Annotated in this window: 22 protein-coding genes; all 22 read right to left on the bottom strand. The window is 45.1% G+C overall.

Going from position 1 to position 25,377, the window contains the following annotated elements:
• The coding region (locus tag WBM30_RS07335; protein WP_424900085.1) for a DNA polymerase III subunit delta at nucleotides 1-263 on the bottom strand (263 nt) is incomplete at its 3' end.
• A 23-nt stretch (nucleotides 264-286) separates the two neighbouring features.
• Nucleotides 287-2,383, bottom strand: a complete 2,097-nt coding sequence (locus WBM30_RS07330) for a DNA internalization-related competence protein ComEC/Rec2 (protein WP_424900084.1) — start codon at nucleotides 2,381-2,383, stop codon at nucleotides 287-289.
• A gap of 239 nt (nucleotides 2,384-2,622) precedes the next feature.
• Complete coding sequence (locus WBM30_RS07325; RefSeq protein ID WP_424900083.1) at nucleotides 2,623-3,132, bottom strand: ComE operon protein 2; 510 nt, start codon at nucleotides 3,130-3,132, stop codon at nucleotides 2,623-2,625.
• 60 nt (nucleotides 3,133-3,192) lie between these two features.
• On the bottom strand, nucleotides 3,193-3,780 hold the full coding sequence (locus tag WBM30_RS07320; protein ID WP_424900082.1) for a helix-hairpin-helix domain-containing protein: 588 nt from the start codon (nucleotides 3,778-3,780) through the stop codon (nucleotides 3,193-3,195).
• Between the two features lie 256 nt (nucleotides 3,781-4,036).
• Nucleotides 4,037-4,552, bottom strand: coding sequence for a pantetheine-phosphate adenylyltransferase (gene coaD / locus WBM30_RS07315; protein WP_424900081.1), 516 nt, complete (start codon nucleotides 4,550-4,552; stop codon nucleotides 4,037-4,039).
• A 4-nt stretch (nucleotides 4,553-4,556) separates the two neighbouring features.
• Nucleotides 4,557-5,123: a 16S rRNA (guanine(966)-N(2))-methyltransferase RsmD gene (gene rsmD, locus WBM30_RS07310; RefSeq protein ID WP_424900080.1), complete on the bottom strand. Its 567-nt coding sequence runs from the start codon at nucleotides 5,121-5,123 to the stop codon at nucleotides 4,557-4,559.
• 44 nt (nucleotides 5,124-5,167) lie between these two features.
• Nucleotides 5,168-5,488, bottom strand: coding sequence for a YlbG family protein (locus WBM30_RS07305; RefSeq protein WP_424900079.1), 321 nt, complete (start codon nucleotides 5,486-5,488; stop codon nucleotides 5,168-5,170).
• A gap of 4 nt (nucleotides 5,489-5,492) precedes the next feature.
• Complete coding sequence (locus WBM30_RS07300) at nucleotides 5,493-5,936, bottom strand: YlbF family regulator (protein WP_424900078.1); 444 nt, start codon at nucleotides 5,934-5,936, stop codon at nucleotides 5,493-5,495.
• A gap of 94 nt (nucleotides 5,937-6,030) precedes the next feature.
• Nucleotides 6,031-7,059 (bottom strand): CAP-associated domain-containing protein, encoded by a 1,029-nt coding sequence (locus WBM30_RS07295; protein ID WP_424900077.1) that lies wholly within the window; start codon nucleotides 7,057-7,059, stop codon nucleotides 6,031-6,033.
• A gap of 186 nt (nucleotides 7,060-7,245) precedes the next feature.
• Nucleotides 7,246-8,415, bottom strand: a complete 1,170-nt coding sequence (gene ftsW / locus WBM30_RS07290) for a putative lipid II flippase FtsW (RefSeq protein ID WP_424900076.1) — start codon at nucleotides 8,413-8,415, stop codon at nucleotides 7,246-7,248.
• A gap of 8 nt (nucleotides 8,416-8,423) precedes the next feature.
• Nucleotides 8,424-8,723: a DUF1507 family protein gene (locus tag WBM30_RS07285; RefSeq protein WP_424900075.1), complete on the bottom strand. Its 300-nt coding sequence runs from the start codon at nucleotides 8,721-8,723 to the stop codon at nucleotides 8,424-8,426.
• 217 nt (nucleotides 8,724-8,940) lie between these two features.
• Entirely contained in the window at nucleotides 8,941-10,779 is a 1,839-nt protein-coding gene (typA, locus tag WBM30_RS07280; protein WP_424900074.1) for a translational GTPase TypA, read from the bottom strand.
• 369 nt (nucleotides 10,780-11,148) lie between these two features.
• Nucleotides 11,149-12,423: an NADP-dependent isocitrate dehydrogenase gene (gene icd / locus WBM30_RS07275; protein ID WP_424900073.1), complete on the bottom strand. Its 1,275-nt coding sequence runs from the start codon at nucleotides 12,421-12,423 to the stop codon at nucleotides 11,149-11,151.
• A complete protein-coding gene (locus tag WBM30_RS07270) occupies nucleotides 12,420-13,568 on the bottom strand; it encodes a citrate/2-methylcitrate synthase (RefSeq protein WP_424900072.1) in 1,149 nt (382 codons plus the stop codon). The genes icd and WBM30_RS07270 overlap by 4 nt, the downstream gene beginning before the upstream one ends.
• A gap of 53 nt (nucleotides 13,569-13,621) precedes the next feature.
• Complete coding sequence (acnA, locus tag WBM30_RS07265) at nucleotides 13,622-16,333, bottom strand: aconitate hydratase AcnA (protein WP_424900071.1); 2,712 nt, start codon at nucleotides 16,331-16,333, stop codon at nucleotides 13,622-13,624.
• 468 nt (nucleotides 16,334-16,801) lie between these two features.
• On the bottom strand, nucleotides 16,802-17,575 hold the full coding sequence (locus WBM30_RS07260) for an inositol monophosphatase family protein (RefSeq protein WP_424900070.1): 774 nt from the start codon (nucleotides 17,573-17,575) through the stop codon (nucleotides 16,802-16,804).
• 48 nt (nucleotides 17,576-17,623) lie between these two features.
• Nucleotides 17,624-17,902, bottom strand: coding sequence for a UPF0223 family protein (locus tag WBM30_RS07255; protein WP_424900069.1), 279 nt, complete (start codon nucleotides 17,900-17,902; stop codon nucleotides 17,624-17,626).
• 102 nt (nucleotides 17,903-18,004) lie between these two features.
• On the bottom strand, nucleotides 18,005-19,411 hold the full coding sequence (gene lpdA, locus WBM30_RS07250; protein WP_424900068.1) for a dihydrolipoyl dehydrogenase: 1,407 nt from the start codon (nucleotides 19,409-19,411) through the stop codon (nucleotides 18,005-18,007).
• A gap of 9 nt (nucleotides 19,412-19,420) precedes the next feature.
• Nucleotides 19,421-21,073 (bottom strand): 2-oxo acid dehydrogenase subunit E2, encoded by a 1,653-nt coding sequence (locus WBM30_RS07245; RefSeq protein ID WP_424900067.1) that lies wholly within the window; start codon nucleotides 21,071-21,073, stop codon nucleotides 19,421-19,423.
• A gap of 106 nt (nucleotides 21,074-21,179) precedes the next feature.
• A complete protein-coding gene (locus WBM30_RS07240) occupies nucleotides 21,180-22,157 on the bottom strand; it encodes an alpha-ketoacid dehydrogenase subunit beta (RefSeq protein WP_086985345.1) in 978 nt (325 codons plus the stop codon).
• A gap of 2 nt (nucleotides 22,158-22,159) precedes the next feature.
• Nucleotides 22,160-23,269: a pyruvate dehydrogenase (acetyl-transferring) E1 component subunit alpha gene (gene pdhA, locus WBM30_RS07235; RefSeq protein ID WP_424900066.1), complete on the bottom strand. Its 1,110-nt coding sequence runs from the start codon at nucleotides 23,267-23,269 to the stop codon at nucleotides 22,160-22,162.
• 613 nt (nucleotides 23,270-23,882) lie between these two features.
• Entirely contained in the window at nucleotides 23,883-25,229 is a 1,347-nt protein-coding gene (gene gdhA, locus WBM30_RS07230; RefSeq protein WP_424900065.1) for an NADP-specific glutamate dehydrogenase, read from the bottom strand.
• Nucleotides 25,230-25,377: the final 148 nt, after the last annotated feature.

Genomic DNA, 25,377 nt, shown 5'->3' with positions numbered 1-25,377 from the left:
GTCAAAAAAAGCGGGTTTTCGATGATGACCAAACGCCTTTCCCCAAAAAACGGCAACGACTCCGCATCTTCAAGAGCCCGATCCAACAGTGTCCCATCCATATTGAATATGCCTACATTCAAGTCCTTGTCGGCTTCGTCAACCACCGTCTGCAGCAACAATTGCTTCGCTTCTTCTATAAAAAAATCTTCTTTGCCCAAAAATAAATAGACCGGCTGAAGCTGGCCTTTTTTTATTTTGGACATTTCCGTTGTATAATTCACGTTTGGACCACCATTCATCATTTTTATTTTTTGTTCACCAAAATGGTTCGCCATTCGGTTTCCCCTGACCCAAATAGGAAGTGGACAGCGCCCTGTCGATCCGTGCGAAATATAGGGATATTCCGCAATTCCAGGCGTACAAGGATTTCCGCATCCGGATGACCGTACCTATTCTCTTTCCCTGAGGATATCAAGGCCACTTTAGGTTGGACATGATCCAAGAAGCCTTCCGAACTGGATGTTGCGCTCCCGTGATGACCTAATTTAAGGATATCGGTTTTCAAATCCGGATAATCGCGTATCAGCAAATCTTCTCCTTCTTCTCCGAGATCGCCCATGAACAGCCAGTCCAAACCGCCTATGCTTGTTTGGATGACCAATGAATCCTCATTTCCGCCTTCACCCGGAGATAAAGGTGCCAGGATGTGAAAAACAAAATCAGCATCCATCTTTAAATCCACGTTCCCTAATAGCGGGTAGAAACCCACTTGATGCTGACTTTGCAGTTCAAGGAGCACAGCTGCGAATGCCGCATTCCCTTCCGCTCCTTTAGGAAAATAAACCGCATCGATCGGCAAGCCTTCGGCGAGTTCACGCAGCGAACCGACATGATCCTGATCGGCATGTGTGAGAAAGACCCTGTCCAATTTTTTCACGCCTTCCGCTTTTATGATCGACACAAGCTTCTCTCCGGCGGTGGTCGCTTTTTCCCGGACTTGCCAAGCTTCTTTTTCAAAAGTCAGCATGCCGCCCGTGTCGATCAGAACGGCCCGACGATGAAACGGCGTTATGATCAGAATGGCATCCCCCTGCCCCACATCAAGCATGACAACTTTTCCCGAAGGATTAAGTTGGTGGGCAAACGAAAACAAACCGACCGCAGCCACTAGGAAACAGAGCATACGGATATTCCTTTGTTTTTTTTCAACACTCATCAAGAGCAGCACCAAGGCGATCCAGACCAACGCAAAATAAAAGGTAGGCGGTCTCCCAGTAACAAGTGACGCAAACTCCAACTCCGCGGCTGCTCCAGCGAAGGTTTCCAATAGGGTGAGCAATTTGTCGGACACTGCGCAAAGCAATCCCAGCAACGGGGTTTCCGGGAAAAAAAGCACCGCAAAGAATAACAACCAAAACAGCGGAAAAAGCAACCAAGAAAAAAAGAATGAAAAGATCACATTCACAAAGATCCCTAGCCAGGAAACCTCAAAAAAATGATAAGCGACGACAGGAAAGGACGCCAATGTCATCAGGGCCGTCAAGCAAATATCCTTGAATAGCCCATTCATTTTCCATTCCGCACTTGCTGGAGCCACGAAATACAATACCCCTGCAAGAAGATAGCTCAATTGAAAACTTGCCGAATAGATCAGCAACGGATTATATAAAACAGCAATCATCACCGTAAGCGCAAAGGCATCTTTCGCTTCGACCCGTTGGCCGGTTATTTTCCCCATCAAAAGGATAAAATGCGTACAGATAGCCCGAAAGACACCGATTCCCCACCCCGTCAATACACCATAAGCGATTAAAAATACAACCAGCAGCTTGTCTGCGCTCTCATGGCTGACTTTCAGCCGCAGCAGGATAAAGCGCATCTGGGACAACAACAGCTGAATATGCATTCCAGAAATCGAAAAAAGATGCAATAACCCGATTCCACGATAGGCATCCAATGTATCTCCCGCGATAGCATGCGATTGATTGAATAACATTGTTTGAATATAGTCGGTCGTCTGGATGGCAGGCAACTTCTCCAACATCAAAATGATGGATCTCCTGATGTTGCTTGGCCAAGACCAGAACGAACGATCCTCGCTCCGAAACTGCATCGCTTCAATCGTGACGATCCAATGGATGCTTTTCGCATTCAGATAATCTTCAAAATCAAATTGGTACAGATTCCGCTCAGCTTCCGGCTCCTCCAAACGGACTTTGGCAATGACCCGCTGGGGAAATCGCTGTTGTTCCCAGTTGAACTTTTCTTCTTCTGTTTCGATCGTGTAGTAGAAATAAACTTTTTCTTCCTTACCTTCCGATTGCAGCAGGGCTTCCCCTGTCAATAAATCGCCGTTGATCCGCATGTCGTTCGGATCCAACTGCAGCGTAGCGGTTCCCATCGATTCTGCCTTCTGAGCAGTAAACTCAGATTCACCTGACCAATAGTGGATAAGCAAGCTTAAGAGACTTGCGGTCACCACCGCGCCAGCAATGACATTCAGAACCTTGGATTGCATAAAGAAAAGGCGCGCCAAAATGGCGATGAGCAGTACCCATGCAAAAAAATTATTTTTTTCGAACCCGATAATAGTTATCGGGAAGACGAGCAAGGCAGGCAAAAGCAGGTAGCCTTTAATGGTCAGTCGTCATGATGACCGCAACAAGCAGCAGAGCCATCATCTGATTGTTCTTTTCGTTTCAGTAATTGAGAAAAATAATCCGGATCGAGGGGGACTTGTTCATACGGAATGTCCATTGCATCCAAAAGATGGACGGCGTAAGAGTCATTATGATAGTCTTCCAAATAGTAGATTTTCTTGATGCCGGCCTGCAAAATCATTTTTGTGCATTGCAGGCAAGGGAAATGTGTTACATATATTTCCGCTTCCTCGGTCTGGGCGCCGAATTTGGCACACTGAAGGATTGCATTCATTTCCGCGTGGATGGTGCGGACACAGTGCCCGTTCACGACGTAGCAGCCCTCATCGATGCAGTGGACGTCGCCGGAAACACTCCCGTTGTATCCTCCGGCAATGATACGTTTGTCTCTGACGATTGTGGCACCGACCTCCAACCGTTTACAAGTGCTCCTCAGCGAGAGCAGCACGCTTTGTGCCATAAAATATTGATTCCAAGGAATTCTTTCCATGCAGTAACCTCCATCCATATATAAATTTAAGTATACAAGAGCCGCTCCCTTGATTCAATTTTATTTTGCTCCGACCATGATTAGATCTTTAAACCCCTCGAAGGTTTTTTCACCGATTCCTGAAACTTCCATTATTTCCTCGATCGTCTGGAAAGAGCCGTTCTCCTCACGGTACGCAATGATGAGCGCAGCTTTTTTTTCACCAATCCCGTTCAATGTCTGCAGCAACACCGCATCTGCCGTATTGATGTCCACTTTATCGGCTTCAGCCTCTTCATTTTCAGTTTCTTGTCCAGTCAGCGTGTTTTCCGGCGCTACAATAGGACGATTGGATTCTTCCCCGACAGCAGGGATATAGATCACCATCTGATCCTTCACGCGCTGGGACAGATTCACTGTGTCGGCATCAGCCGTTTCACCCAAGCCACCCGCCAAGTCAATTATGTCAATGACGCGCATATCAGCTTCCGCCTGGTATACACCTGGATTTTCTACGGCTCCTTTGATGTCGACGATGATGATTTCCTGGATTGGCTCCGACTCTTCCGGGTGCTCTGACGAATTGTTTGACTCAGCAGAGCTTACCGCCAGATAGGTCTCATCCAACTGCAGTTCCCCCGTGCCGGTTTCTGCTGTATTGCCATACATCCATCTACCTACTCCAAAGAGACCCACAGCAAGAAATAAAAACAAAACGGCAAATCTAATCGCTTCATGCTTATGGCAAGCAAGCCATTCCCGAATAGCATCCAAGCTATCCCTCCTTTCGCATCCATTGACAACATACGCGAAAAGACACAGAAACATTCAGCATTCCGAAAATATTTCTCCACTTGGTCAGCAAAATAAAAAGGTTAGGAAAGGAACCAGTGGCCCCTCTCCCAACCTTATGCACAGGTTCGGTTCATTCCGATATTTTTTTACCCTTGAATGCGCTGTTCTTGAACTTCTGAAGGATAGCGGTGTTGATGTTGTCCGGCACCAAGGTGGATACATCCCCGCCGAACATCGCGACTTCTTTGATCAGGCTGGAGCTGAGGTAGCGATAATTTTCCGAAGAAAACAGAATCACCGTCTCCAAATCTGGAGCCTGCAGTTTGTTCATCGAGGCAATGCTGTGTTCATACTCGAAGTCCTTTACGTTTCGCACTCCGCGCAAAAGCGCACAGGCACCCACATCCCTTGCCATTTCAATCGTAAGCCCACCGGTATGGCGGATGACAAGGACCTGTGGAAGGTCACGCAAAGCTTCGGCAACCAACTGAATTCTTTGTTCACCGTCAAATAAAGACTGCTTGGATGTGTTGGTCGATACGGCAACAACGATTTCGTCGAAAACAAGGGCTGCGCGAGAAATCGTATCGATATGCCCGTTTGTCAAAGGGTCAAAACTCCCCGCAAATAGTGCTGTTTTTTTCATGGAATCAACCTTCCTGATTGTAGTCGAACATTTCGATAGCGATGGTTCCATAAACGGCACGCTTCCATTTTTCGTATGGCCCGATCTGTTCAGGCAAGGTGTTTTCTTTTGCCATTTCACAGACAAATACGGTTTCTTCGTTGACCAACTGCAAGGCAATCATTTCAGTGATATCAGCCACCGTTTTTTCTTCAGCATAAGGCGGATCAAGAAAAACCAAAGAAAATTGTGTGTTCGGATTTTCCGAGGCGAAGACACGAAGATTTTTTCGCGCATCCCCTGCATAAATAGTGAATTTTTCCTCTTCCTTCGTCACTGCGATGTTTTCCCTGATTGTGTCAAGCGCTTTGCGGTTTTTTTCGAACATTACCGCTCTGTCGATCCCACGGGAAACCGCTTCGATCGATAAACCACCGCTGCCTGCAAACATATCCAGGCTGATTCCGCCATCAAAGAACGGACCGATGATATTGAACAAGGATTCTTTAACCTTGTCGGTCGTCGGGCGTGTATTGCTGCCAGGAACGCTTTTTAATCTGCGTCCTTTGTATTCTCCTGCGATAACTCGCATCTGTCCTCACCTACAAACAAATATTTTTTATTTCGGTATGTTTTCTAAAAAGAATAAGTTTTCGTTTCAAAAGCGGACACGTTGTATTCCGATTCAAGATTACTGCGGTCTTTCCTGTCAGGAAGAGCATTCTTCAGGGTCATGTCGATTTCAGGACGATGCGACAATTCCACTTTCCGGACAAAATGCAGACTGTTCAATTTTTCTGCTGTGGCCTGCGCCTCTTCTTGATCGACGTACAATAAGACATATTTCATTCTGTTGGAAACATAATGGATATAACCATATCTTTTCAAATTTTTTATCTGTCTCAATGTATAAACCCAGACAACGATTCCCTGCCTTTTGGTCACTTCTAAACTCATGTGTTTACCCCCTACTGGAAATATGTATCTGACAAGCTGCAGGCATGCTTGAATCCCCTGATTGAAAAAATGGGTCCCCTGCAGAAACCAATATATTCGGTGAAATGGCATGCGCCAATCTCTCGGAAACTTTGTCCAAAAGCACTTGTAATTCACGTTCCGCTGCACGAAAGCGATAGACGGATTCATCCAAGTCCATAATTCTCTTCGCTTGGTAAACGCGTTGTTTGATTTCCGCATAATCCGGCGCAAAGTCAGGGTAGGCTTCCACCCGCTCATATACCTCTTTCGCTTCATTAAATGCCCTTATCTTAGCGTTAGCCTCTTCATTTTTTGCCAGAAGACGCTTCATTTCCTTATAAGATGACATAGTTTCTCCGCTACAGATTGCTTCCACAAGCCGGAACGTTTGGTCTTCCAACGCAAAGTACGCTTCATTGATGATCATCTGTTTCCCCTGCCTTGTGTGTTTTGATGATGTCTACTTTGTAGTATAGCTTGAAATAACGGGCGACTCAACTGTTTTCATCGGTCTACACACTCTATTCGCTCAAAAGAATCAATTGGTAATGCTCATTTCCTGCAACAGCGTAGCGCGTCAGATAGTCATCAAAAATGACATTATCCTCTTGCAGCAGCCTAAGGAAGAGAGCGGGAACACTGTAACATTCGTCATCAAAGGCAAAGCCCGTTCGCGCATCGGGGACAACTTCCGCTAATTTTTTATCGATACGTTGATCCGATAAAGTGTAGGCTGCCGTAAAGTCATTAATGCCTGCTTCACTTGGCATAAGGTCAGCCACAGCCGCAATCAACTCTTCAGATTCCTGAAACATCGTCAAACCTCTGCGTTCCCGCAATACGCCTAATATGCTTTTGATTTGCAGGACATTTTCCTCATCCGCAGTAACGCTTCGTTCCCAGTCGCCACGTTCTACTTCATAGGATTCGTCTGAGACGACGGAATAATATTCCAAATCCAGCAGCGCCTCATTCGAAAGGAAGTACATCCCATACACCGTTTCTGTCACGTCATCAAACAGCAAAATCACAAAGCTGTCATTCTCGAACTGAATCAACGGCGTCAATTTTTTTTGTTTTTTAGACAGTGATAGCTCATACGGTGTATCGCCGACAGTAAGTTGGAAATCCCGTGCCAAGTAACCCTCATCGAGTACATTTTCCTGCGTCATGCCGATTGTGTACATGCCCGTTTCGATTTTATTTCCCAAAATATACAGAGAGCGGATGATATCATCCTTGACGCCTATTTGGATGTAGTCGTTTGCATTTGTTCCGAATACCCACCACTCACTATCTCCGTAGGCTTTACCGACGCGAATCGGCTCCCCGTGTTTGGCCGTGTAGGCGGCAATGGGCTGACCGATGTAGGATTCATAACCCGTTACCGGCAAAGGATACCCTTCATTTTCATCAATGGAAGCTTGCTCGTTCCTCGCGACGCTTGCAGGCGGCGTGGCTCGTTCTCCATTATCCACATAGAGAGGGAGCGCATAGGCTATGAAAATGAACAAAATGAACAGTGACACTACTTTAATGGAAAATTTCATCCCTATCCCTCCTTGTGATTTCTCAACGTTCAAGATGGCACAGAATACCACAATAAATCCTATTATACTCTATTTTTGTTCGATACGATAAGCTTTCCGGCGGCTGATTTTCCGGGCATCCGCTAGTTGCGGAATCGAAGACTCCATTCAAAAAAAAGAGCCGGTTTTCCGGCTCTTTTCCCTTGCTTATATTGCTTGTTTAGAAATTTGATCGTTAATGTGCATATTATTGACCAGTCCAATCGAAACGGCGGATACCAACAAACTGGATCCTCCATAGCTGACGAACGGAAAGGTGACTCCAGTCAATGGCATAAGTCCGGTCGCACCCCCAACATTGATGACTCCTTGAGCCAGGAACATAGTACCGATTCCGATACAGACAAGCTGGGCAAACGGATCTTTGATTTTGATCGCATTCTTAAAAATACGATAGACCATATAGAAAAACAGTACCATAACGAATGCGACACCCACCAACCCCAACTCTTCCCCGATGATGGACAATATGAAATCGGTGTGGGGTTCCGGCAAATAGCCTGACTTCTGGATGCTTTCCCCGATGCCTACACCGAAAAGACCGCCCCTGCTTAAAGCGTAGTACGAATTAACCACTTGGTAGCCGGAATCCTTTATATCGGCAAACGGATCGATGAATGACGTGATTCTTTCCATCTGATAGGACTGGAAGAACGGGATGCTGCTTCCGAATGTTTTCACCACGACGATGATCAGTCCATATATCGTCCCGATTGCCCCAAAAATCATTACCCCATATTTGACCTTGACCCCACTATGAAGGAACAGCACAAGGCAGATAAAAGCAATGATGGCAGCTCCGCCGAGATCGGGCTGCAAGAACACCATTACCACTGCCGCCGCCGTTATCAGGAGCGGTTTCTTCATCGTTTCGTAAAAAACATCATTGATACGAGACTGGTGTTTGGAAATGAACCAGGACAAGTAAAGGATCAGGTTCAATTTCATGAACTCGGCGGGCTGGAATCCGAAAGATCCAATGTAGATCCAACCACGCGCCCCTTTTGTTGCCGTACCCGGCCAAAGCAAAAGGTATGCCAAGATACCGAAAAGACCAAACAAAACATACGTCAGCAACTTTTCATTCTTGAGCAGACGTTTTGAGAGAAATGAAACAAACAGCGCACCGAACAAACCCAGGACAGCGAATAACATTTGCCTGTAAAAGAAATGTTCCGAATTATTGTAATCCGTCATGGCACGGTAACTGCTGGAACTGTAGACCATCAGTATCCCGAAACCTGACAGGATGATGTATGGGATCAGTAGACGCCAATCCATGTAGGAGAATTTTTTCTTGATTGCATTTTTAATCATGTAGACAACTAAACCCCTTTGTCGGCGGAATCGCTTTTCGATTGATCAAAATAGTTCGTATACATGGCATTCAAGGAAGCCTCCAAATCACTCAATATCTTGTGTCCCTCTTCTTTCGAGATGATTCCCAATTTTACGGCATAATCGACTTCACGTGAGAATCCGTACATTTGCGTATCCACTACATCCTCAAAGGCGGGACAGTTCGCAAAGCAGAGGTGTTCTTTTTGGCTATTGATTAATTTGTAGATCTTTTCAGCATCCTGCATCAAGATTTCCAAAGCAGTCGTTTTGTTGATGCTATCCATTTTAATTCCTCCCCTCAAAAATTACTTCATTCTATCTTGAATTACTCCGCATTCCTTGCGGTTGATACAAAAATTGTATGGTCTTTCAAGTCTATTATACCAAACAAATAAGTCGACGCCTACAGCCATTCATCCCCCAGCGGATTCCAGAGTAATGAAGAGAAAAAGGCCCGCGGCAATGGTTGCCAAGGACCCTTTTCCAGAATTTACTTTCGGATTATTCTGCTTTTTTCTTGCGTTTAGCAGATTTTTCGCGTTCATTTTTGTCTAAGATTTGTTTACGCAAGCGTACACTTTCAGGCGTCACTTCGCAATATTCATCTTCTCCCATGAATTCAAGCGATTCTTCCAGCGTCAATGAGCGTGGACGTTTGATCACGTTTGTAGAATCTTTATTTGCAGAACGGATATTCGTCATTTGTTTCGCTCTTGTGATGTTAACAGCAATATCGGTGTCGCGGGCATTTTCGCCGACAATCATACCTTCGTAAATTTCCACACCAGGTTCGATGAAGATCGTTCCACGATCCTCTACGCCCATGATGCCGTAGGTTGTTGTTTTGCCTGTTTCAGTAGAGACAAGCGCACCTTTGCTGCGTCCGCCGATTTTGCCTGGCAACTCTGGCAAGTACGCTTCAAACGTATGAGCCATGATACCATAACCGCGTGTAATGGATAAGAATTCAGTAGAGTAACCGATCAGTCCACGAGATGGAACTAGGAAGATGATACGGACTTGGCCATTGCCGCTGTTTTGCATATCCTGCATTTCAGCTTTGCGTTGGCTGATTGTTTCGATTACGGAACCCATGTATTCTTCAGGGGTGTCGATCTGAACACGTTCAAACGGCTCACATCTTACGCCATCAACTTCTCTGATGATAACTTCTGGACGGGATACTTGCAATTCGTAACCTTCACGACGCATGTTTTCAATCAGGATGGACAAGTGCAATTCACCACGTCCGGAAACGACCCAAGCGTCAGGAGAGTCGGTAGGATCAACACGCAAAGATACGTCCGTATGCAATTGTTTCATCAAACGCTCTTCGATTTTACGGGAAGTGACCCATTTACCTTCACGGCCTGCGAAAGGAGAGTTGTTTGTAAGGAAAGTCATTTGCAATGTAGGCTCGTCGATATGCAGAACCGGCAAAGCTTCACGATGATCAACAGGAGTCACTGTTTCACCAACAAAGATATCTTCCATACCTGAAATGGCAATCAAATCGCCCGCTTTTGCTTCTTCGATTTCGATACGGTCCAAACCAAAGTAACCGAACAGTTTTGATACTCGGAAATTCTTGGATGTGCCATCCAATTTAAGTAAGGATACTTGGTCCCCAACTTTGATTGTGCCACGGAATACGCGTCCGATACCGATACGGCCAACAAAGTCACTATAGTCAAGTAAAGCTACTTGGAATTGCAATGGTTCAGCAGAGTTGTCGATTGGAGCTGGAATGTGTTCGATGATTGCATCAAAAACGTTATCCATTGTATCTTCTTGTTCAGTTGGATCATCTGACATGCTTGAAGTACCATGCATTGCAGAAGCATAGACAACCGGGAATTCCAATTGTTCGTCATCAGCGCCCAATTCGATGAATAATTCCAGAACTTCATCAACAACTTCAGCTGGTCTGGCAGTCGGTTTGTCGATTTTGTTTACTACGACGATAGGAATCAGTTTTTGCTCCAAAGCTTTTTTCAATACGAAACGCGTTTGCGGCATCGTACCTTCGTAAGCATCGACAACAAGCACTACACCATCAACCATACGCATGATACGTTCAACTTCTCCACCGAAATCCGCGTGGCCTGGAGTATCCATGATGTTGATGCGTGTACCTTTGTATTGTACGGCTGTATTTTTCGCCAAGATCGTGATCCCGCGTTCTTTTTCAAGATCGTTGGAGTCCATTGCGCGTTCCATAAGCTCAGTTCTAGCGTTCAATGTATCCGATTGTTTCAACAATTCATCTACTAATGTTGTTTTACCATGGTCAACGTGGGCGATGATTGCAACATTACGAATATCTTTTCTAAATTCCATTTGTTGTTTTCCTCCAAAATTTTACTTGTTTTTCACTGCTGTTTGATATGCCAACTGCTACTGCCATTATATAGTCGATCACAATTCTGAATTTGAACTTCCCATCAGTTTTCGTTTGCGGAATAGGTGAAAACCCGCTGAAAACTCATGAAGACAACTATCAACTTGTCCAGTCTATCACCTCCGGAACCATTTGGAAAGAAAAAAGTTCAATGTAACGGCTTTCTTGAAAAAGTTTTTCTTTCGGATGTCACTCCGCCTTGGATGCCCGTGGCCAGCACGGATTCAGGGCCCTGCCTTCTTTATGGATTTATGCGCAAAAAGAGACATAATCCAGAATGATTATGCCTCTGTTTTTTTCATTGCTTCCTACATGTTTTTGATGACCAGTTCCGCAAATCCGGAGCAGCTGACTTTTTGGGCAGCTTCGTCCTTCATCAGATAATAGAAATCGCGTGTCACCGTTTTGTTGGCAATCGTCTTTTCGATGCCACGGGTGATCAAGTCGCTAACTTCGTTCCAGCCGAGGTACTCGAACATCATGGCGCCAGACAACAACACTGAGGAAGGATTCAATTCATCCAAACCGGCATATTCCGGTGCAGTGCCGTGTGTTGCTTCGAAAATGGCATGTCCAGTGTCCTCATTGATGTTAGCCCCCGGTGCAATCCCGATTCCGCCCACTTGAGCAGCCAACGCATCAGAAATATAGTCACCGTTCAGGTTCAATGTAGCGATGACGTCATAGTTCTCAGGGTTCATCAAAATTTCCTGTAGGAAGATGTCAGCGATCCGGTCCTTGATGATCAACTTGCCTCCCGCAATAGCGTCTTCATAAGCTTTATCCGCTGCCGCTCTGCCGTCTGCAGCTTTTACGGCATCGTATTGGGCCCAAGTGAAGACTTTATCGCCGAATTCGCGCTCAGCTAAAGCATAGCCCCATTTTTTGAAGCCGCCCTCTGTGAATTTCATGATGTTGCCTTTATGGACCAACGTCACGGAAGTACGTCCATTTGCCAATGCATACTGGATGGCGCTGCGGATCAAGCGTTCCGATCCTTCGATCGAAACTGGCTTGACGCCGATTGCTGATGTCTCAGGGAAACGGATTTTGTCTACGCCGAATTGGGTCTGCAGAATCTCGATGATTCGTTTTGCCTCTTCGCTTTGCGCTTCAAACTCGATCCCCGCGTAGCAATCTTCGGTATTTTCCCGGAAGATGACCATATCGGTTTTTTCAGGTTCTTTCAGTGGCGTCGGCACGCCTTCGAAATAACGGACAGGGCGCAGACAGACGAACAGATCCAACGTCTGACGCAAAGCGACGTTCAAGGAACGGATTCCTCCGCCGATCGGTGTCGTCAGTGGTCCTTTGATGGCCACTAAATGCTCACGGATAACATCCATGGTCTCGTCAGGTAACCAAGAACCGGTCAAATCGAAAGCCTTACCACCTGCCAGCACTTCTTTCCAAATTACTTTCCGGGAATCGCCGTAAGCTTTTTCAACTGCGGCTTCAAATACTTTTTTGGATGCTTGCCAAATTTCTGGACCGATGCCATCTCCTTCAATGAAAGGGATAATCGGAAAATCAGGTGTATGCAACCCTGTTTCATTCATAACAATTTTTTCGCCAACTGTCATTGTGCAGTACCTCCAATAGTTTCTTTTTCGGATAAAGAGATGTAAGTCAGGTTAACGGCTCCCACGTATTTTGAACGCGGACGGATCAAGGTAGCTTCACGCTTTTGTTCAAACACATGCCCTAACCACCCAGAAACACGGCTCATTGAAAACAATAATGTGAAGAGGTCATGTTCTATCCCGAAGCAGTGATAAACAGTGGCCGAGTAGAAATCCACATTCGGAATCAAGCCTTTTTCCTTCAATAGATAGTCCTCTACTTCGCAGGAAAGGTCATACAAATCTTCTTTTCCGAATTCCTGAGTCAATTCCTTAGCCATGCGTTTTAAATGTTTTTTGCGGGGATCTTCCGTCTTGTAGACACGGTGCCCAAATCCCATGATTTTTTCTTTATTGTCCAATTTTGATTTCAAATAGCCCGGAACATCTCTGGTGTCTGATTCAGCAATTTCAGAGAGCATATCGAATACGCGCTCATTTGCGCCACCATGCAAGGGGCCTTTGAGAGCTCCGATAGCACCGGTGATACAAGAATAGACATCCGTCAGCGTAGAAGCTGCAACGCGTGCAGTGAAGGTTGATGCGTTAAGGTCGTGATCGGCATGGAGTACCAAACAATGATTATACGCTCTGACCAAATCCGGATTCGCCTCTTCGCCTGTCAACATATACAGGAAATTGGCTCCGAACGACAAGTCCTCACGTGGCGCAATCGGATCCAAACCTTTGCGTAATCGCGCGAATGCGGCTACAATCGTCGGAATTTTTGCTTGTATCGAGATTGCTTGAATATAGACAGAACGTTCGTCCATATCTTCCGCATACGGATCGAATACACCCAATAGTGAGACAGTCGTGCGCAATACACTCATCGGGTGCAAATTTTGGCGGCACTGGATTTTCAGGCAAGCAATGACACTTTCAGATAAGGCCATATGCGTGTGAAGATCGTGCTTTAACTGCGCAAATTCTTCCCGGTCAGGCATTCTTGAATTCCACAACAAAAAGATGATTTCCTCAAACGATGCATCCTTTTCCACTAATTCGTCGATATTATATCCTGAATAGGATAATTGTCCCTCAACAATTGCGCTTAGGGAGGTTTCTGATACGACAACGTCTGCTAATCCTTTATGTACTTCCATGATTTTTCTCTCCTCTCAAAAACCTCTCTTCAGCAAATTGGAAGGCTTGCTGCTTAATAAGCAAGCCCCATTTTTTTACGGATCACCATCGGCAGGATGCCTCCGTTACGGTAGTAAGTCATATCCACTTCAGAATCAAAACGGGCAATGGTCGTGAATTTGATTTCTTGGCCATCTGATTTGACTGCCGTCACCGGAATTTCTGCATGGATGCCGACACTATCGTTCAAATCGATCGTGATTTTTTCCGATCCGTCCAGTCCCAAACTTTCCGCATCTTGGCCTGCCTGGTATTGCAAAGGCAATACGCCCATCATCACAAGATTCGAACGGTGGATTCTTTCATAGCTCTTGGCGATGACTGCTTCGACCCCAAGTAGTTTGACACCTTTGGCAGCCCAATCGCGGGATGAACCCATCCCATAATCGTCCCCGGCAAAAATCACTAATCCGGTTCCGTTTTGACGGTATCTTTCTGATGCATCAAAGATACTCATCTCTTCGCCGGTCGGCCAGTAAATCGTGAAACCGCCGTCTTTGCCGGATACAAGTTGATTGCGGATACGCATATTCGCCAACGTACCGCGCATCATGACTTCATGATTTCCGCGTCTTGCGCCGTATGAGTTGAAATCACGGACGCCCACGCCTTTAGAAGACAGATATTGACCAGCTGGTGTGCTGATGTCGATGCTTCCTGCAGGGGAAATGTGATCGGTCGTAACCGAGTCACCGAATTTACCCAATACCGATAGCCCATTCAAAGATACGATTGGTTTCGGCTCAGGCGATAAATTCTCGAAGAATGGCGGATTTGCGATGTAAGTCGATCCCTCTTCCCACTGGTACAAAGCGTCGTCATTCGTTTCGATCGCATTCCATTCAGCATTGTCATCAAACACATGCAGATACTCTTCTTTGAATATCTCAGGTGTCACAAAATCACGGATCATCGCTTCGACAGCGTGTCTTTCCGGCCACAGATCAGCTAAGTAGACGGGTTGACCATCTTTTCCGTTACCGATCGGCTCGGTTTTCAGATCGATGTTCATCGTGCCTGCCAAAGCATAAGCGACTACCAAAGGCGGTGATGCCAAGTAGTTGGCTTTGACCAATGCGTGGATCCGTCCTTCAAAGTTACGGTTTCCGCTCAATGCGCTTGAAACCAATAAGTCATTGTTTTTGATTGCTTCTTCCACTTCAGGCAAAAGCGGCCCTGAATTTCCGATGCAGGTCGTACAGCCGTAGCCAACTGTATTGAAGCCCAGTTCTTCCAGATAAGGCAGTAACCCGGCGTTATCCAAGTAAGCAGTGACTACTTTTGATCCGGGTGCCAACGAAGTCTTGACGTATTTCGGAACGTTCAGTCCCAACTCCACTGCTCTTTTCGCCAATAATCCGGCACTCAACATTACGTATGGATTCGATGTGTTCGTGCAGCTTGTGATGGCCGCGATCGCAATGTCGCCTGTTTTCATCTTCACTTCTTCTCCATCGAGGATCAGCGAGACTTCTTTTTCTTTTTCATCTTCGGACAATCCAAATCCGGCATTGCCTTTCGGCGCAACCAAGGACCTTTGGAAATCTTCTTTCAATTTCGATACCGGCACCAGATCTTGAGGGCGTTTCGGTCCTGCAACATTCGCCTCGATTGTGCTCAAATCGATTTCAACGACTGTGGTATATTCCGGTTCCGGATCCTCAACGCGATAGTAAAGATCATTTGCTTTAACGTATTCTTCTACTATAGAAACATGTTTTTCGTCTCTGCCTGTCAACGTCAAGTAGTTAAGCACTTCATCGTCAACCGGGAAGAAGCCGCAGGTCGCACCATATTCGGGCGCCATGTTGGCGATTGTCGCACGATCCGCCAATGTCATGGAAGATAATCCCGGACCGAAGAATTCGACAAATTTTCCGACTACTTTCATTTCACGCAATTTTTGGGTGACTTTCAATGCCAAATCGGTTGCGGTAGCTGCTTCCTGCAATGAATTGATGAAGCGTACACCTACGACTTCAGGAACAGGGAAGAAGGAAGGCTCGCCAAGCATGCTGGCTTCCGCTTCGATTCCGCCGACTCCCCAGCCCAATACGCCAAGCGCATTTGCCATCGTCGTATGCGAATCCGTACCCACCAAAGTGTCAGGAAAAACTAAGCTTCTGTTTTCATCGATTGCTTTTTCGGTGACGACTGATGCCAAATATTCAATATTGACTTGGTGTACGATACCAGTAGCAGGCGGTACAGCGCGATAGTTGTCGAATGCTTTTTGCGCCCAACTCAAAAATTGATAACGTTCCTGATTGCGCAAGAATTCCATGCGCATGTTAGCGATTAAGGCTTGCGGGGATCCGAAGTTATCGACTTGTACGGAGTGATCGATGACCAGATCAACCGGCACTTCCGGATTGATGATCGCTGGATCTCCGCCTAAATCAAAGACTGTTTTTCTCAAGGAAGCCAAGTCAACGACTGCCGGCACTCCTGTGAAATCCTGCAGGATAACGCGGGAAGGTTTGAAAGGTATTTCGCCCTCGTTCGTTTCTGTTGCACTCCAGTTAGATAAAGTGACAACATGTTCTTCCTTGATGCCGCTTTCTCCTACCTGACGTAACAATGATTCAAGCAGAACTCGGATCGAGTAAGGCAGTTTAGCGATTTTTATTTTTTCATTGTTTTCTAATTTTTTTAATTTATAGTACTCATACTGATGACCATTTAAACTAAAAGAAGCTATGGCATTTTGATTAAAATCTGACATTGTATAACCCCCATTTATCATCTATTTCACATTCAACTCACTTAATACGAAAATTATAACCATAATTTAATCAAATGTAAATGTTTTAAATAAAAAAAATACCGCAAGGACGCGCGAACAATCAGAAAAACCTTACATGAGTTTGTAAGGTTTTTCATTAGAAAAAATGAGAGAGTTGCTTCCAATCACTCCTAAAATGAGATTCACCCTCATGAATCATCATTAAAAAGGCTCTTATATACTCATTTATTTATCATTTTTTGATTTTTTCTCACATTTACTATTTTTAATCTAATTCTCTTTCTGAGAAAAGTAATTTCATTTTTCAACACAAGTGAATAAAATCGTTTAAATCATGCCTTTTGATGTCATGAATCCTGACATCTTTCGTGAACCAAAAAAAAGTGAACAAAATACATTATTCTGTATCTTGTCCACTTTATTTTAATCTTAATGAGATTCTGACACTCATTGCCATTCGTTCCGGATCTCCTGGAAAGCATATCTGTTGGCGACAATCACCGCATTATACTGCAGCAGGTTTATTTTTTCTCCCGTAACTTGTCTATAGATCAAACCTACCTCTTCGGCTATGACCAATCCTGCAGCGATGTCCCATGGAGCTAAGGAAGGAGCGATATAAGCTATCAATTTGCCGGAAGCAACCCATGCCGTTTCCAAGCCTGCAGAGCCATTGACGCGCAAACCACTGCTGTTTTTTGCGATTCTGCGCGCTTCATCTGCATCTGCGACCACCAATCGGTTACTGATTGCGACCAACCCTTCCGATAAAGGCAACTCCTCCACCATCGGCAGCCTCCGATCATTGCAATACGCCCCATTGCCGCGAACGGCAAAATAAAGCTCGTCCCTTACGACATCATAAATATATCCCAAATGACCGACACCATCTTCATAGATACCGATCATGATGGCAAAATTTGCTCTCTGCTTGATGAAATTGAGGGTGCCGTCAATCGGATCGATGATCCAGACAATCCCTTCCAGATCCCGTATATCATGCCCTACGCTTTCTTCTCCCAAAATGCGCTCAGCCGGGAAATGCGCAGTGATTTTCTCATACAGGAACACCTCGATTTCTCGATCCATGTTTGTCACCAGATCCGTTCGCGATGTTTTTTCTTTAATTTCAAGCTCCTTGTTGAAAGATTCCCGCAGCAAGTCTGCAGCTTCATGCAACCAAGACTTGATCAGGCTATGTCTTCTATCGATCTGATCCATCCGGCTCCCCCCTTCTGCCACTCTTCAATCTGCGACTTATCCAGTCATTTAACGCTCCCCTAGAAAAATTTTGCTTTTTTCGCTTTTCTTTATTTCCTGCAGCACTTTGTACAAAGAATAACCAGATTCTTTCTCGAACTGATTGCCGTATTTCTTTTCCTGACCGACTGAAGGCAGCACCGTCTTAAATTCACGGTAAGCCTGCATAAAATCTTCTTTGCTGATTCCACTTTCATAAGCACGCTCGACCGCATTCCATAAAGAGATGACTTTGACGATTTCCTCTTTGGACCACTCCACTTCGAACGGATAGTCGTAATGTTGCATATTATTCCCTCCATCTGATTCCTGTTTCTACTATATTATACATGACAAAAAAAATAAAGAGAATCCGGACCCGGATTCTCTCTACTTGTGACTATTTTGGAATTAGATGTGGATTGGCATACCCAAAGCCAATTCGGCAGCGTCCATGATTGTTTCGGATAATGATGGATGACCGTGGATTGTCAACGCGATATCTTCCGCGTTCATTCCAGCTTCAATCGCCAAACCAAGCTCAGCGATGATTTCGCTTGCGTTCACACCGGCAACTTGCGCGCCGACAAGAACGTTATCTTCTTTTGTCGTAACCAAACGGACAAAGCCTTCTGTTTGGTTCAACGATAAAGCACGGCCGTTTCCTGATAATGGGAATTTAGATGCTTTTACGTCCAGACCCTTGTCTTTCGCTTCAGCAGCGGTAAAACCGATGGTCGCTAATTCAGGATCCGTAAAAGCAACCCCTGGCATAGAGCGGTAATCAACGGCAGAAGGATGTCCGGCAATTGCTTCAGCCGCAATTTTAGCTTCGTAGCTAGCTTTATGAGCCAATGCAGCACCTGGAACGATATCTCCGATCGCAAAAATGTGTTTTACATTTGTGCGGCCTTGATTATCAACTTTAACCAAGCCACGTTCAGTCATTTCAACTCCAACTACTTCAAGTCCTAGGTCATCCGTATTCGGACGGCGACCGACAGTAACCATCACATAGTCAGCTTCGATAACTTCCTCTTTACCGTTTGCTTCATATTTAACCGTTACGCTGTCTCCGTTATCAACAGCTTCTTTAGCCATTGCTTTCGTGACGACTGTAACACCTTTTTCTTGGAATGATTTTTCAACAAATTTAACCATATCTTTTTCGAATGTCGGCAAAATTTGTGGAGAGCCTTCAAGAATAGTCACTTCAGCGCCTAAGTTAGCGTATGCTCCGCCCAGTTCAGTACCGATGACACCGCCACCGACGATGACTAATTTTTTAGGAACTTCAGTCAAATTCAATCCACCAGTGGAATCGATGACGCGTCCGCCAAATTTGAAACCTTTGATTTCGATTGGACGGCTACCAGTAGCGATGATCGCATTTTTGAAAGTATATGTTTGTGCTGCATCTTCGGTGAAGACACGCAATGTTTCTCCGTCATTGAAGAATGCATTTCCACGGATGATTTCAACTTTGTTTTTCTTCAGCAAGTACTCGACACCGGAGGTCAATGTTTTGACGACTTTATTGTCTTTCCATTCTTGTGTTTTCGAGAAGTCCAGTTTCACATTTTCAGTTGTGATACCGAAAACAGAGGAATCCAAAGCTTCTTGATAATGATGTCCAGCAGAAATCAAAGCTTTTGAAGGGATACAACCGACGTTCAAACAAACGCCTCCGATCCATTCTCTTTCGATGATTGCTACTTTTTGTCCTAATTGTGCAGCGCGGATGGCAGCTACATAGCCACCAGGTCCTGCTCCAACAACAACTGTATCTAATTCAACTGCGAAATCGCCTACTACCATTGTCTATTCTCACCCTTCCATCAATAATAATTCTGGATCAGCCAATAATCTCTTAATGTTGTTCATTGCTTTTTGAGCAGTTGCGCCGTCAACGATACGGTGGTCGAAACTCAATGAAAGTTTCATAACGCGACCGACTGCCAATTCGCCTTCTGCATTGACGATAGCTTGTTGTGCGATCGTTCCAACACCTAGGATGGCCACTTCAGGGTAGTTGATGACTGGCGTGAAGAATCCGCCGCCAACAGAACCGATGTTGCTGATAGTAACAGAACCGTTTCTCATATCCGCAGCTGCCAGTTTGCCGTCATGGGCTTGAGCTGCCATGTTATTGATTTCATCGGCAATTTTGAACATGCCTTTTGTATTTGCATCTTTAACGTTCGGTACGTATAGACCGTTGTCTGTATCTGTAGCGATACCGATGTTGATGTAGTTCTTCAATACGATTTCTTGAGCAGCGTCGTCGATTGAAGCGTTCAGAATAGGGAAGTCACGTACAGTCGCTGCCAAAGCCTTAACGACATACGGCAAGAAAGTAAGTTTTGTTCCTTGTGCTGCAGCAACATCTTTGAATTTCTTGCGGTGATCCCATAATTTGGACACTTCAACTTCATCAAACAAGGTTACGTGAGGCGCTGTATGCTTGCTGTTGACCATTGCTTTCGCAATCGCTTTTCTCATCGGAGACATTTTTTGACGTGTTTCCGCTTCGCCCATAGTGGATGTGAATGGTTGAGCTGGCGCTGCAACTTGTGTTGCTTGGGCAGCTGCCGCTACTGGAGCCGCTTGGACTGCCGCTTGTGCCGAAGCTTGAGCTTGCGCTGCTGGAGCCACAGCTTTTGCTGCCACTGGAGCTACTCCGCTGAAGTTATCAATATCTTCTTTCAGTACACGACCACCTTTTCCAGTCGGTGCAACTGCAGTGATGTCGATGCCTTTTTCGCGTGCGTATTGACGGACGGATGGCATAGCCAAAACTTGCTTGTTAGGATTTGCTGCTGCAACCACGCCTGATGATGCTGGTGCAGTTGAAGCTGCGGCAGGTGCTGCGGCTGCTTTTGGTGCTGCGGCTGCTGCAGCCGGGCCGTTTTGGCCTGGTGCATCGATTTCCACCAATACATCGCCGATGACTGCAACTGTGCCTACTGGCGCTACGATGCGGACTACTCTGCCTGTAACAGGCGATGGAATCTCTTCAACAGATTTGTCGTTCTGCACTTCAACCAATGTATCATCTTCATTGATCATATCGCCTTCTTTGATGGGCCAAGAAACGATTTCACCTTCCATGATACCCTCGCCTAAAGCAGGCAACTTGAATTGGAACAGTCCTCCGGTTGAAGCTGCAGGTGCTGCAGGTGCTGCAGGTGCTGCTGGCGCTACAGCTGTTGCAGGAGCTTCAGCGCCTTCATTTTCATAACCTGGTGCATCGATTTCCACCAATACATCACCGATGACTGCAACCGTACCTACTGGTGCAACAATTTTCAAGACTTTCCCGGTTACTGGGGACGGGATTTCTTCGACTGATTTATCATTTTGTACTTCTAATAATGTGTCATCTTCATTGATGGTGTCGCCTTCTTTGATTGACCAAGAAACGATTTCACCTTCCATGATACCTTCGCCTAGAGCAGGCAACTTGAATTTAAAAGACATTTTCTTAACTTCCCTTCATTTGTCTATTTTTGGATTTCCGACGCACAAAAGCGAACAAATACAATTCTCTTGGATATGGAATTGTATTTGTTCAAGCTTTCAGCTCTTAGAAATGATAAGTTTCTCTTACTTTGTTCTCGATATCAGTAGCATTCGGTAACCAAATGTTTTCTGCTTGACCGAACGGGAAGACAGTATCCGGAGCAGCTACACGTCCAATAGGAGCTTCTAACGATAACACTGCACGTTCAGAAATTTCGGACATGACCATTGCGCCCACACCAGCTTGACGCTGTGCTTCTTGGACTACTACGACACGGCCCGTTTTTTGTACAGAGGCAATGATCGTTTCGACATCCAGTGGAGCAACAGTACGCAAATCGATTACTTCAACCGAAATACCTTCTTTTTCAAGTGTTTCTGCAGCTTTGATGGCTTCGCGGACCATAGCGCCGTAAGTGATGACGGACACGTCAGATCCTTCTTTTGTGATGGCAGCTTTGCCGATAGGAACAGTGTACGCTTCTTCAGGAACTTCATCACGGAATGAACGGTACAATTTCATGTGCTCCAAGAAGACAACGGGATCGTTGTCGCGGATAGCTGAAATCAACAAACCTTTTGCATCGTATGGGTTCGAAGGGATAACCACTTTCAAACCAGGTGATTGAGCCATCAAGCCTTCCAAGTTATCCGAGTGCAATTCAGGTGTATGCACACCGCCACCGAAAGGAGAGCGGAAAACGATAGGCAGATTACGCGTGCCTGCCATGCGGTAACGTGTACGTGCAGCTTGCGCTACAACTGTATCCATTACTTCAAATACAAAACCGAAGAATTGGATTTCCGCAACGGGACGGAAACCTTCCAATGCCAAACCGAATGCCAAACCACCGATACCGGATTCAGCTAAAGGAGTATCAAACACGCGGTCTTCACCGAAACTTTCTTGAAGTCCTTGTGTCGCACGGAATACACCGCCGTTTTTACCAACGTCTTCTCCGAAGATCAAAACGTTTGGATCGTTTGCAAGTTCAATTGCAAGCGCATCAGTGATGGCTTGGATCATAGTTAATTGTGCCATGATTATTTAGTCTCCTTTGCTTCGTAGTACGCGATTTGTTCTGCCATAGTTTGGTTAGGTTCTTCGAACATGCTCTTCAAGAAGTCAGATACTTTTTGTTTAGGAGCTTGGTCAGCTTCCTTGATGGCATCTTTGATTTCTGCTTTGACTAATTCGATTACTTCATTTTCTTTTTCTTCAGACCATAAACCTTTTGCCGTCAAAAATTTACGCATGCGGATCAATGGGTCTTTTGCTTGCCAGCCTTCCAATTCAGCAGTGTCACGGTAACGCGTTGGATCATCACCTGATAAAGTGTGTGGACCAAAGCGGTAGCATATTGTTTCGATCAATACAGGGCCATTTCCTGCAACAGCATATTCTCTTGCTTTTTTAGTTACGGCGTATACAGCCAGCATGTCCATTCCGTCTACCTGGATACCAGGGATTCCGGCAGCCATAGCTTTTTGTGCCAAAGTTTGAGCAGCGGTCTGCACGTGGCGAGGTGTTGAAATCGCCCATCCGTTGTTTTGGATGAAGAACAAAGCAGGTGCTTTGTAGGACCCGGCAAAGTTGATGCCTTCATAGAAATCCCCTTGAGAGCTTCCGCCGTCACCAGTATATGTGATCGCTACATTTTTCTTATTGCGTTTCTTCAAGCCCAACGCGACTCCGGCAGCTTGCACGTATTGTGCGCCGATGATGATTTGTGGTGGTAAAGCTTTGATATCTTCAGCGTATTTATTGCCATCCACGTGGCCTCTTGACCAAAGGAAAGCTTGCGTCAACGGCAAACCGTGTTTGACCAGTTGAGGAACATCACGGTAACCAGGCAACAAAACATCTTCCTTCTCGATTGCTGCGATACTTCCTAATTGGCTTGCTTCTTGACCGGCTGTCGGCGCATAGAAGCCTAATCTACCTTGACGATTCAACGCAGTTGAACGTTCATGTAAAATTCTGGACCATACCATATCTGTCATGAATTGAACCAATTGTTCATCAGAAAGATCTGGCATAAGGTCAGGGTTTACAATATTCCCTTCTTCATCCATGATTTGGACCATGCGAAAATCTGTGTTCGTGCTGCTTAATAATGCGTCAATGTCGATTTTTGTTTGTTTTGTAGCCATGCTAACACTTTCCTCTCTATTCCTTGATATTTCATCTCTGTCGATGAGGTTTATACAGATGAATTCAACTGTATCAATTCACAGTTGTTACATGAATAATTTACCACGCATCCGAGATATATGCAAGGCAAAAGGAAAGTTTTCATATTTTGTGCACAGAATATCGGCTGCTACTTAATTGTAAGCGTTTAACATCAGTGTTTTGTTCAGTATGTAACGAACATTGTTTTTGTATCTGTGTTTTATTATTGATTCATTATTATTATGTATGTTTACAGATTGCCGCAATCAGACACAAAGACTCTGTATTAAAACTCCACGAAAACTGTTTCTATTAAAATTGTAAATCATTGATGGAATAGGCTTTCAAAAGTATAACAGTCTTTTTATTATAACTACCCTTTTTGGGATAACCAGTTTCAGCACTTTTTCATAACCAGTTTGCTATTTTTTCGCGGCTTTCAGCCCGCTATTCCATTCATTCACGAAATCACAATCTCATCACTATGAAAATAGGATTAAAACGCATGTGCACTCCTCTCAAAAATAAAGAAAAAAGGCCATTTCAATTAAGAAATAACCTTTTTTATAAAAATTTATGCTGAAACTTATTTTAAACTAAACCTTGATAAATCATAGCATCGGCAACTTGCACAAACGCCGCGATGTTGGCACCGGCTAAATAGTTGCCTGGTATGCCATATTCTTCAGCTGTTTTTTCAGCTGTCTTAAAGATGTTTGCCATAATCTCTTGCAACTTGCCGTCGACTTCTTCGAATGTCCAATGACTATGGGCACTGTTCTGCGCCATTTCCAGCGCGGAAGTCGCTACTCCGCCTGCATTGGCTGCTTTTGCCGGCCCATAAAAAATGTTATTGTCCGCATAGATTTCTACAGCTTCCAGAGTGCTCGGCATGTTTGCGCCCTCGCTGACACAATAAACGCCAGCTTTGACTAATCTTTCAGCTTGTTCTTTGTCGATTTCATTTTGGGTTGCGCTAGGCAAGGCAATATCGTAGTTCAGATCGAAGTCCCACACGCTGCCAGCTTTATATACCGCTGTCGTTTTTTCGGCAGCATAGGCAGTCAATCTTTCGCGACGAACTTCTTTGATATCCTGAAGCAATGCAACATCGATACCTGATTCATCGTAGATATATCCGTTGGAATCGGAACACGCCACAACGGTTCCGCCAAATTCATGAACTTTTTGGATAGCATAAATGGCAACATTTCCACTTCCGGATACTACCACTTTTTGGCCGGCAAACGATTTTCCGTTCGCTTTCAGCATTTCTTGTGTATAGTAGACTAGACCGTATCCCGTCGCTTCTGTACGAGCCAAACTTCCGTTCATGACCACCGGTTTACCGGTCAGAACGCCTGTCTCAGCGCCGTTCAAGCGTTTGTATTGGCCATACATGTAGCCGATTTCGCGTCCTCCGACACCGATATCGCCAGCAGGGACGTCCAAAGTAGGACCGATGTGTCTTTGCAGCTCAGTCATGAAGGATTGGCAGAAACGCATCACTTCTGCATCCGTTTTGCCCTTAGGATTAAAATCAGATCCACCTTTACCGCCGCCGATCGGTAATCCGGTCAGGCTGTTTTTGAAGATTTGTTCGAAACCTAAAAATTTCAGGATGCTTTCGTTGACGGTCGGGTGGAAACGCAAACCGCCTTTGTATGGTCCGATTGCTGAATTGAATTGGACACGGAAGCCTTTGCTGACTTGAACGTCCCCTTTGTCATCCATCCAAGGAACACGGAAGGAAACGGTGCGTTCAGGTTCTACCATTCTTTCAAGGATGTTCCATTTTATGTAGTGCGGATTCTTTTCCAAAGCTGGTTCGATCGTGTCGAACAACTCTCTTACCGCCTGTAAGAATTCTTTTTGGTGAGGGCCTCTGTCTTCAACCTTTTTATAGACTTTTTCAATATAATCTTTAGCAACTGTCATAAAAATCATCTCTTCTTTCGCTATAAAGTTAAAAAAACCTCACACCGTCGTGTAATCATTTTTTCATTTTCCTATTTTACACATACCTCATCTTTATTACAAGGGAAAAGATCGGTCTAGCTTTTTTTTTTCGAAACGTGTACTATGT

Origin of the sequence: Trichococcus sp. (assembly GCF_049684335.1) — a bacterium.
In the GTDB taxonomy this organism is placed as follows: Bacteria; Bacillota; Bacilli; order Lactobacillales; family Aerococcaceae; genus Trichococcus.
Note: the sequence above shows the minus strand (reverse complement) of the source record. Positions and strands in the feature narration are given on the sequence as shown.

Excerpts from the sequence above, each read along its gene's own strand:
- WBM30_RS07285 (WP_424900075.1), bottom strand. The coding sequence starts at position 8,723 with ATGGATAGCATCAACAAAACGACTGCTTTGGAAATCTTGATGCAGGAT.
- WBM30_RS07240 (WP_086985345.1), bottom strand. The coding sequence starts at position 22,157 with ATGGCACAATTAACTATGATCCAAGCCATCACTGATGCGCTTGCAATT.
- WBM30_RS07270 (WP_424900072.1), bottom strand. The coding sequence starts at position 13,568 with ATGGAAGTACATAAAGGATTAGCAGACGTTGTCGTATCAGAAACCTCC.
- gdhA (WP_424900065.1), bottom strand. The coding sequence starts at position 25,229 with ATGACAGTTGCTAAAGATTATATTGAAAAAGTCTATAAAAAGGTTGAA.
- acnA (WP_424900071.1), bottom strand. The coding sequence starts at position 16,333 with ATGTCAGATTTTAATCAAAATGCCATAGCTTCTTTTAGTTTAAATGGT.
- ftsW (WP_424900076.1), bottom strand. The coding sequence starts at position 8,415 with ATGATTAAAAATGCAATCAAGAAAAAATTCTCCTACATGGATTGGCGT.
- WBM30_RS07255 (WP_424900069.1), bottom strand. The coding sequence starts at position 17,902 with ATGCAACATTACGACTATCCGTTCGAAGTGGAGTGGTCCAAAGAGGAA.
- WBM30_RS07295 (WP_424900077.1), bottom strand. The coding sequence starts at position 7,059 with ATGAAATTTTCCATTAAAGTAGTGTCACTGTTCATTTTGTTCATTTTC.
- pdhA (WP_424900066.1), bottom strand. The coding sequence starts at position 23,269 with ATGGCTACAAAACAAACAAAAATCGACATTGACGCATTATTAAGCAGC.
- rsmD (WP_424900080.1), bottom strand. The coding sequence starts at position 5,123 with ATGCGAGTTATCGCAGGAGAATACAAAGGACGCAGATTAAAAAGCGTT.
- WBM30_RS07305 (WP_424900079.1), bottom strand. The coding sequence starts at position 5,488 with ATGAGTTTAGAAGTGACCAAAAGGCAGGGAATCGTTGTCTGGGTTTAT.
- WBM30_RS07245 (WP_424900067.1), bottom strand. The coding sequence starts at position 21,073 with ATGTCTTTTAAATTCAAGTTGCCTGCTCTAGGCGAAGGTATCATGGAA.
- WBM30_RS07260 (WP_424900070.1), bottom strand. The coding sequence starts at position 17,575 with ATGGATCAGATCGATAGAAGACATAGCCTGATCAAGTCTTGGTTGCAT.
- WBM30_RS07330 (WP_424900084.1), bottom strand. The coding sequence starts at position 2,383 with ATGGGAACCGCTACGCTGCAGTTGGATCCGAACGACATGCGGATCAAC.
- icd (WP_424900073.1), bottom strand. The coding sequence starts at position 12,423 with ATGACAGTTGGCGAAAAAATTGTTATGAATGAAACAGGGTTGCATACA.
- WBM30_RS07320 (WP_424900082.1), bottom strand. The coding sequence starts at position 3,780 with ATGTATGGCAATACAGCAGAAACCGGCACGGGGGAACTGCAGTTGGAT.
- coaD (WP_424900081.1), bottom strand. The coding sequence starts at position 4,552 with ATGAAAAAAACAGCACTATTTGCGGGGAGTTTTGACCCTTTGACAAAC.
- typA (WP_424900074.1), bottom strand. The coding sequence starts at position 10,779 with ATGGAATTTAGAAAAGATATTCGTAATGTTGCAATCATCGCCCACGTT.
- WBM30_RS07300 (WP_424900078.1), bottom strand. The coding sequence starts at position 5,936 with ATGATCATCAATGAAGCGTACTTTGCGTTGGAAGACCAAACGTTCCGG.
- lpdA (WP_424900068.1), bottom strand. The coding sequence starts at position 19,411 with ATGGTAGTAGGCGATTTCGCAGTTGAATTAGATACAGTTGTTGTTGGA.
- WBM30_RS07325 (WP_424900083.1), bottom strand. The coding sequence starts at position 3,132 with ATGGAAAGAATTCCTTGGAATCAATATTTTATGGCACAAAGCGTGCTG.